At 62.5% G+C, this 11339-nt stretch carries 10 protein-coding genes and 1 pseudogene; 4 read left to right on the forward strand and 7 right to left on the reverse strand.

What is annotated here, in order from left to right:
• Nucleotides 1-408 precede the first annotated feature (408 nt).
• Nucleotides 409-819 (forward strand): hypothetical protein, encoded by a 411-nt coding sequence (locus AAC083_RS05650; protein ID WP_108536060.1) that lies wholly within the window; start codon nucleotides 409-411, stop codon nucleotides 817-819.
• Between the two features lie 56 nt (nucleotides 820-875).
• On the opposite strand, the pseudogene AAC083_RS05655 reads toward AAC083_RS05650, so the two are convergent.
• Nucleotides 876-1235 (reverse strand): annotated as a pseudogene (locus tag AAC083_RS05655) (cation transporter); the annotation flags it as partial.
• Nucleotides 1236-1405: 170 nt separating this feature from the next.
• Between AAC083_RS05655 and AAC083_RS05660 the strand changes: the two are divergent.
• Nucleotides 1406-2602 carry an amino acid aminotransferase gene (locus AAC083_RS05660; protein WP_042038764.1) on the forward strand — a complete coding sequence of 399 codons (1197 nt, stop codon included), beginning with the start codon at nucleotides 1406-1408 and terminating at the stop codon, nucleotides 2600-2602.
• A gap of 58 nt (nucleotides 2603-2660) precedes the next feature.
• The gene (locus tag AAC083_RS05665) at nucleotides 2661-3584 is read left to right on the forward strand and encodes a LysR family transcriptional regulator (RefSeq protein WP_108536061.1); all 924 of its coding nucleotides are present in this window, start codon (nucleotides 2661-2663) and stop codon (nucleotides 3582-3584) included.
• Between the two features lie 110 nt (nucleotides 3585-3694).
• Here AAC083_RS05665 and AAC083_RS05670 read toward each other — a convergent pair whose 3' ends face one another.
• The 6 genes from AAC083_RS05670 to AAC083_RS05695 form a co-directional block, all read right to left on the reverse strand.
• A complete protein-coding gene (locus AAC083_RS05670) occupies nucleotides 3695-4018 on the reverse strand; it encodes a DUF1820 family protein (RefSeq protein ID WP_042038760.1) in 324 nt (107 codons plus the stop codon).
• Nucleotides 4019-4224: 206 nt separating this feature from the next.
• The gene (locus AAC083_RS05675; RefSeq protein WP_181364663.1) at nucleotides 4225-5124 is read right to left on the reverse strand and encodes a YjjW family glycine radical enzyme activase; all 900 of its coding nucleotides are present in this window, start codon (nucleotides 5122-5124) and stop codon (nucleotides 4225-4227) included.
• An 11-nt stretch (nucleotides 5125-5135) separates the two neighbouring features.
• Nucleotides 5136-6662, reverse strand: coding sequence for a YjjI family glycine radical enzyme (locus AAC083_RS05680; RefSeq protein WP_108536062.1), 1527 nt, complete (start codon nucleotides 6660-6662; stop codon nucleotides 5136-5138).
• Nucleotides 6663-6778: 116 nt separating this feature from the next.
• The gene (locus tag AAC083_RS05685; protein ID WP_108536063.1) at nucleotides 6779-7120 is read right to left on the reverse strand and encodes an AzlD domain-containing protein; all 342 of its coding nucleotides are present in this window, start codon (nucleotides 7118-7120) and stop codon (nucleotides 6779-6781) included.
• 2 nt (nucleotides 7121-7122) lie between these two features.
• Nucleotides 7123-7842 (reverse strand): AzlC family ABC transporter permease, encoded by a 720-nt coding sequence (locus AAC083_RS05690; protein ID WP_042038754.1) that lies wholly within the window; start codon nucleotides 7840-7842, stop codon nucleotides 7123-7125.
• Nucleotides 7843-7982: 140 nt separating this feature from the next.
• Nucleotides 7983-8459 carry a L,D-transpeptidase family protein gene (locus AAC083_RS05695; protein WP_181364664.1) on the reverse strand — a complete coding sequence of 159 codons (477 nt, stop codon included), beginning with the start codon at nucleotides 8457-8459 and terminating at the stop codon, nucleotides 7983-7985.
• A gap of 263 nt (nucleotides 8460-8722) precedes the next feature.
• On the opposite strand from AAC083_RS05695, the gene AAC083_RS05700 reads away from it, so the two are divergent.
• On the forward strand, nucleotides 8723-11339 hold a 2617-nt coding region (locus AAC083_RS05700), incomplete at its 3' end, for a PD40 domain-containing protein (protein WP_108536065.1).

Below are 11339 nucleotides of genomic sequence, written 5' to 3' on the forward strand. Positions count from 1 at the left end.
GCAGGAGGTTGTACATTGGGCAGACGGGCAACGGGGCCGTCAGGGGTAGAGGGGGAGGAGCTGTTGTCATTGCAGCCGGACAAAAGCGCGAGCAGTGAGGCTATTACCAGCGCCACTTTGGTCTTTTTCATATCCATTTTTTTATAATTCCCGCTGTAGTTAATCTCGATAGTCGAGTACCCGGTCATTGCCGAGCGGTGCCATATTAATCAGCGGGAATCGTTTGAAATGTGAGCGACAGGGCAAAAAACCAACCCTTTTCAACAAGATAACGTTTTCATAACGAAAGTTGGATCGGGCTCACAGACCCGGCCTCACTTTAGGCCCATACCAGTTAGACAGACGGGTCCATACCGGAAAAATCAATTTCCGATCAAATGGATATGGATAAAGAGGGAGTCACAGCATATGAAGCGAATTGAGGAACAAGCCAAACGACTGGATCAGGAGTATCAGGCGATCGCGCTGTTGTTTGATCAATTTTGCCAGCAGGCAGGCCTGCTCGCCGAACAGTACCACTTCTTCAACTGGCCCGACTATGAAGACACACCGCCCCTCTGCCGGGCCTTCACCCTGCTGGGAGAGCCGCGCGAGCTGCACCTGCGCTGCCAGCCGGGGGAGCGTGGCACCTTGAGCGGCCTTATCCAGGTACGCAGCGAAGATGGCGTCGTCCACGCCAGCCTGGGTTTTCGGGCCGATGGCCACCTGCTGCTGGAGTCGGGGTCCTTGCTGGACAACCCGCCCCAGCTGCTACTCAAGCTGCTGCTGGGGGCCATCTGGCAGCACAAGCCGGACGATGACCACGGCCAGCACCATTGAGATGAAGAAGGGACCTGGGCCCCTTCTTCATCTCTCATGCTGGCAAGCTGGGATGATCAGGGCTGGGCAATCTCTATGGTGACGTGCACCAGCTCCTCATGAATGGCGAGCCGCTCACGGATCTGGCCAGCCGGGATGGGCGTCGCCATCAATAGAGAGAGCACGCAGGCATACTGCTCCTGCCCTACCCGCCAAACGTGCAGATCGCGGATCTCGGTGCCCGGCAGCTCGGCGATTAGCTCGCGGATCTCAGCCACCAGCGGGGTATCCATCTCGGCATCCAGCAGCACCCGGCCCGAGTCGCGCAGCAGACCCCAGGCCCACACGGCCACCAGCACGGCGCCCGCTATGCCCATCAGGGGATCCAGCCAGTCGGCCCCCCACAGCATCCCCCCCACCAGCGCCAGGATGGCCAGCTTGCATGCCGGTTGTGAAACGCATCGGCAACGCGGGCCGCTTGACAGCAAAGCTGAGCCGACCGGGCATCCTTGGCCCGTTTCAGACTTGAGCCCTCGCCCGCTTTACGCCATCATGACCGCCGATCGTTGATCGCCTTATTCTGGATTCCACTTCGCAAGGACCCCCCATGTTTGAACACGTCGATGCCTACGCTGGCGACCCCATACTGACCCTGGTCGAGACCTTCCACAAAGATCCCCGTGCACAGAAGGTGAACCTGGGGATCGGTCTCTATTACGACGAGCAGGGCCGCATTCCGCTGCTGGCCTCGGTGCAGCAGGCCGAAGCCCAGCGCGCCGCCGCCCCGGCACCGCGCCCCTACCAACCGATGGAGGGTGCCGCCAACTACCGCACCGCAGTGCAGCACCTGCTGTTTGGCGCCGAGCATGAGGCGGTCAAGGCCGGCCGCATCGCCACCATCCAGACCATAGGCGGCTCGGGTGCGCTCAAGATCGGCGCAGACCTGCTCAAGCGCTACTTCCCGACCTCCGAGGTGTGGGTCAGCAATCCGACCTGGGATAACCACAAGGCCATGTTCGAAGGGGCTGGCATCAAGGTGCACGACTACCCCTACTACGATGGCGCTACCGGCGGCGTGCAGTTCGATGGGATGATCGACTGCCTGAGCGCCCTGCCAGCGAAAAGCATCGTGCTACTGCACCCTTGCTGCCACAACCCGACCGGGGTGGACCTCTCCTCTGCCCAGTGGGATAGGGTGATCGCGCTGGTGGTCGAGAAGAACCTGATCCCCTTTATGGATATCGCCTATCAGGGCTTCGGTGACGGGCTGGAAGAGGATGCCTACGCCATCCGCGCCATGGTGGCCGCTGGTGTCAGCTTCTTCGTCAGCAACTCGTTTTCCAAGAACCTCTCCTTCTACGGCGAGCGTTGCGGCGGCCTGTCGGTGATCTGCCAAGATGCCGAAGAGGCAAGCCGGGTACTGGGCCAGATGAAGGCCACCGTGCGTCGCAACTACTCAAGCCCCCCCACTCACGGTGGCCAGATCACTGCGGCTGTGATGAGCCAGCCGGAACTGCACGCCCTGTGGGTCGATGAAGTGACCGAGATGCGCACCCGCATCAAGGCGATGCGCCAGAAGCTGTTCGAGGTGCTGAGCACCAAGGTGCCGGGCCGCGATTTTGGCTACTTCATCAGCCAGCGTGGCATGTTCAGCTACACCGGCTTCACGCCGGAGCAGGTGGACCGCCTGCGCGAAGAGTTCGCCGTCTATCTGGTGCGCTCCGGTCGCATGTGTGTGGCTGGCCTTAACAGCCGCAACGTCGACTATGTGGCCGACGCCATGGCAGCCGTGCTCAAAGGCTAATCCGTACAAGCCCCGCTCAAGCGGGGCTTTTTATGTGTCCCTATGTTGTGGAGCTGTCATGGATCTGATTGCACTGTCCAGGCTGGGAGGCCGTCATCTGGTCACCCTGCATCTGCTGCTCGACAGCCAGAGCGTCACCCGCACAGCCGAGCGGCTCTGTACCACCCCCTCCACCGTCAGCAAGACCCTCAACCAGTTGCGGGGTCTGCTCGGCGATCAGCTGCTCTACCGCCAGGGCAACCAGCTGTTGCTGACCCCGTTTGCCGAGCGACTCGGCCCCACCCTGCACCGGCTACTGAGCGAGCTGAACAGCCTCACCAGCCAGGGCGGTTTCGACCCTGCTACCTGGCAGGGACAACTGAAATTTGCACTGCGGGAAAGCGGCATGGTCTGGCCCATGGGCCCCATTCTGGGCCAGCTGATGCGGGAGGTGCCCGGCCTGGTGCCCGACATCTGGAACAAGGATGAACAGGGGCTGACGGCGCTCGCGGCGGGCAAGCTCGACTTCGTGATCCTGCCCCACGATCAGAGCCAACCCTTGCCCCGCCAACCGGGTCTGGTATGGGAGACGCTGCGGGAAGACAAGCTGGTCTGCCTGTTGCGTGCGGGCCACCCGGCACTGAACAAACCCTGGGATCTGGATGCCTACCTGAGCTGGCGCCATATCGCCATTCGCGATCAGGAACTGGCCAACCCCTTCTTCGAGCAGAGCCTGGCCCAGTTGCAGGTGCGCCGCCAGATCAGTGCCACCCTGCCGGATTTTGGCAGCGCGGCAGCCCTGCTGCGCCAGAGCGATCTCATCCTCACCGCCGTCAAAGGTTGGGCCGAGCAAGCCATGAGCCGGGATCTGGTGATCCGCCCCGTCCCGTTCGACTATGGCGCCGTCACTCACAGCCTGGTGTGGTATGGCCCGGCCGGTGAAGAGCCCGCGCGGTGCTGGTTCCGCCAACGGATCCTGCAACTGGCCCGGGAACTGGGTTAGCGCACCCAGGCTGCACACATTGCAGATCCTGCGGGCGCCATGACAGACCCGAAGAGGGGAGAGCCTCGCCAGGGGATCCCCATGGCAAGGCGCTCAGAGAGGAGCAAGCCTCAGGGCTTCTTGGTATAGATGGGGCTGGGAAAGGGCGTGACCTTGTTGCCCAGCTCTGTGATGCGGGCCGCCCCCTGCTTGCGCACCTGATCGATGCGCAGCACATGGTGCATAGGGACCAGGGTGCGGCTGACGTCGGCAAATTCACTCTTCAATTTCTCGTGGCTGGGATCGACGATAAGCGCCGTGTGGGTGTCCCACACGAAGTTCGCTATCTCGATGAAGCCGAACAGCTGACCCTGACTCACTTCCCTGACATAAACTTCGTAACGCTCATTGTGACAAATGAACTGCACTCGGTATAGGACGTTGGATTTACTCATGTTCGTCTGTTGATAGTGGGCGAATGCCCCATTCTAGCCGCCCCTTCGCGGAGCTCAAATAGACAGCAATCACAGTTACGTCATCTTGAGAATCACGGCGCCAAAAGCCCGGGATCAGGCCACAAACTTGCGGCCTACTCGCCGGATACCAACCAAGAAAACACCAAAATACCTTTGCGATCAGTTTATTAGCATCGAGTGACCACTCAGCAGATCGCCGGCAGGGACACAGGCCCCAGCCCCCTGGCGATCAGCGCTGTGGCAAGCCGGGTCAACGCCTCTCTGTCCGCCTCCTGCCAGCTCGTCGCCTCCCCGCGCACACCGTGGTGGCGAAAGCCGTTGATGCGGATGGGCACTGGCCCAAGGCTCTGCAGAAAGCTGGCCAGGCCAGCCTCCAGCTTGCCATCGGCATCGATGAAATCGCTGCGTCCCGGTACATGGAGCAGCCGCAGCTCGGCCAGCTTGCCGTGGCTTGCCAACAGTTGCAGCGAGGCCAATACCCGCTCGCGACCATAACCGGTCAGAGCGTGATGCACCGAGTCGCGCCACCCCTTGAGATCGATCATGGCGCCGTCGAGCAACGGCAGCAGTCGCTGCCAGCCGGTTTCGGCCAGCGAACCGTTACTGTCGAGCAGGCAACTGAGATGGGCCAGATCCGGCGCGGCCTTGATGGCGGCAAACAGTGCAACCACGAAGGGGAGCTGGGTGGTCGCCTCACCGCCGGAGACGGTAATGCCGGTCAGCAAGGGGCCGTAGCGGCGCAGCAGGGCCAGCACCTCGGCCACCGTCATGGTGGCGGTCTTGGGATTGGCACTACGGGGGCAGGCATCCAGACAAGCGTCGCAGTCGGTGCAGAGCGCCACCTGCCAGCGCACTCTGCGCTCGCCAAGGTGGCCCTCATCCAGAGTGAGGGCGCCGCTCGGGCAGACCGCGAGGCAGTCGCCACAATCGTCGCACAGCCCTATGGTGTGCGGGTTATGGCAGCCGGGGCAGCGGAAGTTGCACCCCTGCAGAAACAGCACCAGCCGGTTGCCCGGCCCGTCGACGCAGGAGAAGGGCAGCACCCTGCTCACCAGGGCGCTGCGTGCTGGCAAGGCGTCAGCCATCAGGTTCGAGCTCAATACTCGCAGATGGTCGATTCGTGGGCGACCACCCGCGGCGCCCGCTGCCGGATGGCGGTCACTTCACTCGCCTCGGCACCGAGGCAGGTGGTCTGCAACCGCGAGCCTTCCTCTGCGAAACGGGCCACGTCGCTCTTGCGGATCATGTAGCCGGTCACCCGTACCAGATCGCTGTCGGCCACGTTGGCGGTGAACTCACGCATGCCGATGGCGAGCGCCCCCTTGCAGAGCTGCAACAGCGCCTGCGGGTTCTGGCGGATGGTGGGATCCAGGGTCAGGATCTCGCTGATCCCCGAGTGGTAATAAGTGTGGTGCGGCGCCAGCGCCAGCACATGGCTGGCCGGATCCGGCTCATGGCCGTAAGGGATGCGCACCCCGGGGGTGACGGCCACATCGATGCTGAGGCCACCCTGCGAGTGCAGCAGCGCGCGGCCACCCCAGGCGTGAGTTTGCGGCGTCGCAGTGACATATTCCGAAAGCTGGGCCGAGATGCGATAGCCAAGCTGGTTCGCCTCCTCGTCACGGCCGTAGCGCTCCGGCAGGTTCTCTTTATCCATCAGGATATTGACCGCTTCCGCCATGCCATAGATGCCGAACATGGGGACGAAGCGATCCTCATCCAGCAGCCCCTCCTTGACCAGGAAGCTGTCGAAGAAGCCGGACTCCTGATGCAGGAAAGTGGCGCGCACGGCGATCAACTGGGAGGCCAGACGGCAATAGTGAGGCAGCAGGCAACCGAGGAAATCATCGATCCCCTGGCACTGTTCGGCGACCCGCTTGAGGGAGATCCGCACCAGGGTATTGGCGCCACCGGCCTGCGGCAGGGCGTTGTAGCAGCTGACGATGCCAAAGCCGCGGGTATCGAAGGTATCGCGATGGATCGGGTAGTTGGCGATGTGCGGCTTGCTGCACTCGGCGATGTTTTTCACCGCCTGCAGCAGCAGGCTGTCCGGGGTCTGCCCAGGATCGTGGAAGAAGGTGAGGTTGGGCGCCACCTGCTTGAGCTCGTTGTCGATGCGCAGGATCAGGCGGCAGATACGGTTGTCATCCGGCCCGATGTTGACGTGCATAAAGGCGTCCGGCAGCACCCTGTCTAGATAGACCCAGAACCCCTTCAGCTTGCGATAGAGGGTCTCGTCATCCAGCTCGCCGACAAAGGGCAGCAGCAGATGATCGAGGCGCCCCAGCCAGACCGGCATGCCGGTGACGGAGGGCACATGGTGATAGAGAATGCGCAGGGCATCGAGCGCCTCGTCAACATCCCGAGGCGGCGCCAGCTCCAGCCAGGCCGATCCCTGACTCAGGAATTTCTCGTAATCCGGCAGCACATAGCGCGGCTTGTAGGGGGCGTGCCCCTCGAACATGTCGCAGATAAACCCCTGCACCATCGCCTCGGCGACCGCCGGTGGCAGCTCGGGGTAAGGCAGCGCATTTTCGGCGGCCAGCGCCAGGGCATGACTCTTCTGGGCGGCAGAGAGGTGGTGATCACGCACTATGCGCTGACAGGTTTCGGTGAAAGACATGGGGGAGCTCCTTGGCGGATGGTCCCTAAATCCTCACACTTGAGAGGTGTTTTTTGAAGTGACATTCACAACATGGTGGATATCCATAAAAGACATCCACCATGCGGGATCACGGCTCAGCCGAACCAGAGCAACAGCGCCGCCAATCCCCCCTGCCAGCGCAGCAGGAAGAAGCCCCCCATGCCCACCACGACCACCAGCAGGGTCGGTAGCCGCAGCAGGGTCAGCGCCGTCACCAGCAGGGTGGCGGCCAGGTAGTCCTGATCCCACACCAGTCCCTTGCCCGACTCATAGCTGAAGACGATGGGCAGCCAGATGGCGGTCAACACCGACTGGGCCGAGAAGCTGAGAAACGCCCCCATCTCGGCACCCGGTTGATAGCGGGTCAGCCGCGAGAAGAAGGCGAAGCGGTTGAAGAAAGTGATCAGGGCCAGCAGGCCTATCATCAGCCAGCTCATGGTCACCTCCTCATCCGATGCAACACATAACCCACCACCATGCCGGCCAGTGCCGAGATGATGATGTAAACCTCCGCCAGCAGTGGCTTGGTGAGCAGCGCAGTGCCGCCACTCACCAGGGTCGCCGCCACCATGGGCAGGTTCTTCATGGCGGGAATGGTCATGGCAATAAAGGTGGCGGCGATGGCAAAGTCCAGCCCCATCTTGTCCAGCCCGTCTATGTACTGACCAGCAGCGATACCGAGCAGGGTCGCCAGATTCCAGAACAGGTAGAAGATGAAACCGGCGATCAGCGCGTAGGCCGGGTTGAAGCTGCCGCTGCGCTCCCTATCCTTGAGCGCCACCGCGAACATCTCGTCGGTCAGGAAGAAGGCCAGGCTAGCCCGCCAGCGCAGAGAAAGCGGCAAGACATCGCGGCGGAAGGTGAAGCCGTAGAGCAGATGCTGGGAGGTGATCACCATGGTGGAACCCATGATAGGTAGCAGAGGCGTGCCCGCCCCGAACAGCGTGGTGGCCGAGAGCTGGGCGGCACCGGCATAGACCAGCAGTGACATCAGCTGGGCCTGCAATGGACTAAGCCCCGCCTGCAGCGCCAGGGCGCCACACAGGATCCCCCAGGGGATCACCGAAATGGAGAGCGGGAGCATATCCAGGGTGGCGCGCCACCAGAGCACATGGGTGCGCTCGGCTACAACTGATTGGGTACTGGTTGCTGACGGCATGGGATCATCCTTGTTACATCTACGGCAAGCCGGAAAACTAGCACAGCAAGGGGACAGATACCAAGGGGGCAGCAGACAGAGAAGGTATGGAGGCAGCCGAACAGTCGCGCGCCACCCTGATGGTGGCGCGCGACAGGCAATCAGGGCTGGATGACAATGGGGGTTCCGGGTTCGATGGCGTTCCACACTTCGTCCAGATCATGGTTGAGCATGGCGATGCAACCATTGGTCCAGTTGGACGGCTGCAAACGGGTGTTGCCTATACTGTTGCGCTGACCATGGATCATGATCATGCCGCCCGGTAACACACCCATCTCGTTGGCCGTCTTGATGTCGTCCAGGTTCGGGTAGTTGATGTGGATGGCCTTGTAATAGTTGGAGTTGGTCTTCTTGTAGTCGAGGATGTAGCGCCCTTCCGGCGTACGCTGATCCCCTTCCCGCTGCTTGTGACCCTTGGGGGCCGGCCCCAGGGCGATCCAGTAGCGTTTGACCTCCTTGCCGTCCTTCATCAGGGTCAGGCTATAACTCGACTTTTTCACCACCACCATATCGGCGGACAGGGTGGCAAAACTCAGTGCGGGCCACAGCCCCAGCAAACACAGTAATACGACTCTCATTCCATCCCTCGACAAGCCTCTGATAAGGGCTTTTCTTGTTACCAAATCATCTGAACTGCACCGCCCCGAGCGGCGGGCGAGCGCCATCATATTGGATCGCCATCAATACTCAATATATCCAGAGAAACATATCCCGCGCCAGCTTTTAAGAATTGTTACAATTAACAGCCAAAACAATGGGATATCCCCCCTATCTCGGGATAGTCCCCCCCTGGCGATTAGGGGAAGATAAGGCGCTTTTCACCTATCAGGAAATCTCCATGATGCGATACCGACTCTCCTTGCTGATCTTGCTGATCTGCGCCCCCCTGCAGGCTGCCGAGCCGCTCTGGTTGCGCGAGCCAGCTCTCTCCCCCGATGGCAAGCAGCTTGCATTCACCTGGCAGGGACGCATCTACCTGAGCGCAGGGGACGGCGGCCTCGCCACGCCGCTCACCGGCAGCGACTACCTGAGCCAGCGTCCGATCTGGTCACCGGACGGCAAGCAGATTGCTTTCGCCGCCAATCTCTATGGCAATGAAGATGTGTTCGTGGTGCCGAGCGAGGGGGGCGAGATGGTGCGGCTGACCCGGGATTCGCGCCCCGATCTGCCCCAGGCATTCAGCGCCGATGGCAAGCAGCTGTTGCTGAGCAGCCAGCGCCTGACCAGTCCGGAGGCGGATCACTTCGTGGCAGAGGGGCTGCAAGCCAGCGCCCTCTACTGGACCCCCATAGATGGCGGCGCACTGACCCCGGCGCAGCCCCTGCCAGCCACCCTGGCTCGTCCCCATGGCAGCCAGCTGGCTTATCAGATGCCAGGCATGGATCAGCCATTTCGCAAGCACCAGCGCTCCTTTGCCGTCTCTCGCCTCTGGCTGTTCGATGGCAAACAGCATCGCCAGCTGACCGAAGACAGGGTCGCCGCCAGCGATCCCGTCTGGGATGACAAGGGCGAGGCACTCTATTACCTGAGCGAGCGCAGCGGCGATTTCAACGTCTGGCAACGGGATCTGGCCAGCGGTCAGGATCGCCAGCTCACCCACTATCAGGGCCATCCGGTGCGTGGCCTCAGCGCCTCCCGATACGGCGATCTGGTCTGGTCCTGGCAAGGTGAACTCTACCGACTCGATGCCGGCAGCGAGGCGCCACGCAAGCTGGCGATCCAGCCGCGCTGGGCCCAGGCGCCCGACGAGCAGAGCGACACCCCCGTCGTCATCGACGAGGCCCTCGCCCGCCAGGATGGGGAGGAGGTGATCCTGGTGAGTCAGGGGGATCTGTTTGCGGTCGACACCCGCCGTGAGCGGGTACGCCAGCTCACCCGCCACCCCAGCGAGCAGTCATCGCCGCGCTACGTGGACAAGGAACAGGAGCTCATTTATCTCTCCGAGCAGGAGGGGCCGGCCGCCCTCTATCGCCTGAAGAAGGCGCAACCGGACCGGCTGTTCAGCGAGCCCGGCCCCCTCATCGAAGAGAAGCTGCTGGCCATGCCGGGCGTTGCCATCAGCAAGCCGACCCTTTCCCCTGACGGCAAGCAGCTCGCCTTCGTGGTGGACGGTCAGGCCGTGCACCTGCTGGATCTGGCCAGCGGCAAGCAGCGACCGCTGGTCGCCGCCGAGTTCAACCCCTCTCGCCACGCGGTGGAGCTGGCCTTCGCCCCCGACGCTCACCATCTGGCACTGACCATACAGCCCGACTCGGCCCAGCAGGAGATCGCCGTCATCGACACCCGGGACGCAAGAGCCAAGCCGGTCAACGTCAGCCTCAACGGTTATCAGGACGGCAGCCCGGCCTGGAGTCAGGATGGCGGTATCCTCTACTGGCAATCCGCCAAATACGGCAAGCTCGGCGCCGACGGCGAGCCGCTGGATGGCAGCCTGCTCGGCCTCTACAGCAGCCGTGCCGCCAAGAGCGACTTCCTCGCCGAACAGGCGCCCCCCAAGGCGGGTTACGGCTTCGAGAGCGACAAGCTGGCCCACAGGGAGGCACTGCAGCTGCAACCACGCGGCCCCGTCCTCGCCAGCCGCATCGTCGATGATCACCTGATCTATCTGGTGGAGGAGACAGATGCCAATGGCGAGCGCGAGATCAAGGGCTACGCCCAGGCGTTGCGCAAGGGAGAGACCCGGCTGCTGTTCGCCGAACAGCCTGGCCCTGCGCTGGCCAGCCTCAATGATGACGCCAGCCTAGCCACCCTGGTGCGGGAGGGGGAAATTGCCCTCATCGACCCCCGCTCCGGCGAAGCCAGCAGACACCCTTACAACCTGCTGATCACCGCCAGCTGGCGGGATCGGATGACTGCCGTCTTCGACCAGATCACCCGGCTCACCCGGGACGAATTTTATCGGGCCGACATGAACGGGGTGGACTGGGATGGCTATGTGGCCGCCTATCGTCGCCAGCTACCCGGCATCCGCAATGGTCGGGACTTTGGCAATCTGCTGGCGGAGCTGGCCGGCGAGCTGAACGTCTCCCACACCTGGGGCTATGGCCCGGCGCCCTTCCCGCGGCTGCCCGATGATACCGCCAGCCTCGGCGGCTACTGGCACGAAGACAAGCACGGGGTAACACTGACGGCCCTGCTGGCTGGCGGCCCGCTGGATCAGGAGACGGATCTGGTACCGGGCGCCCGCCTGCTGGCCATCAACGGCGCAGCGCTGCACAGCCTGAACGAGCTGGATACCCTGCTCAATCACCAGGCTGGCCAGCGACTGGCCCTCACCCTGCTGCCAAAGGGAAGCAAGGATACGGTGCAGCTCGATGTCACCGCCATGGACTTGCCGCAGGAGTACCGTCTGCAACTGGATGGCTGGGTCGCCAAGCGCCGCGCACAGGTGACGCAACTGAGTCAGGGGCGGGTTGGCTATGTCTATCTGCCGGAGATGAGCAGCGCCGTGTATGAGG

It is taken from the genome of Aeromonas sp. HMWF014 (assembly GCF_963878295.1).
GTDB classification, from domain to species: Bacteria; Pseudomonadota; Gammaproteobacteria; order Enterobacterales; family Aeromonadaceae; genus Aeromonas; species Aeromonas popoffii.

Bases quoted from the DNA above. Each gene is read 5' to 3' on its own strand.
- AAC083_RS05695 (WP_181364664.1), bottom strand. From the start codon at position 8,459: ATGAGAGTCGTATTACTGTGTTTGCTGGGGCTGTGGCCCGCACTGAGT.
- AAC083_RS05675 (WP_181364663.1), bottom strand. From the start codon at position 5,124: ATGGCTGACGCCTTGCCAGCACGCAGCGCCCTGGTGAGCAGGGTGCTG.
- AAC083_RS05670 (WP_042038760.1), bottom strand. From the start codon at position 4,018: ATGAGTAAATCCAACGTCCTATACCGAGTGCAGTTCATTTGTCACAAT.
- AAC083_RS05680 (WP_108536062.1), bottom strand. From the start codon at position 6,662: ATGTCTTTCACCGAAACCTGTCAGCGCATAGTGCGTGATCACCACCTC.
- AAC083_RS05665 (WP_108536061.1), top strand. From the start codon at position 2,661: ATGGATCTGATTGCACTGTCCAGGCTGGGAGGCCGTCATCTGGTCACC.
- AAC083_RS05690 (WP_042038754.1), bottom strand. From the start codon at position 7,842: ATGCCGTCAGCAACCAGTACCCAATCAGTTGTAGCCGAGCGCACCCAT.
- AAC083_RS05660 (WP_042038764.1), top strand. From the start codon at position 1,406: ATGTTTGAACACGTCGATGCCTACGCTGGCGACCCCATACTGACCCTG.
- AAC083_RS05650 (WP_108536060.1), top strand. From the start codon at position 409: ATGAAGCGAATTGAGGAACAAGCCAAACGACTGGATCAGGAGTATCAG.
- AAC083_RS05685 (WP_108536063.1), bottom strand. From the start codon at position 7,120: ATGAGCTGGCTGATGATAGGCCTGCTGGCCCTGATCACTTTCTTCAAC.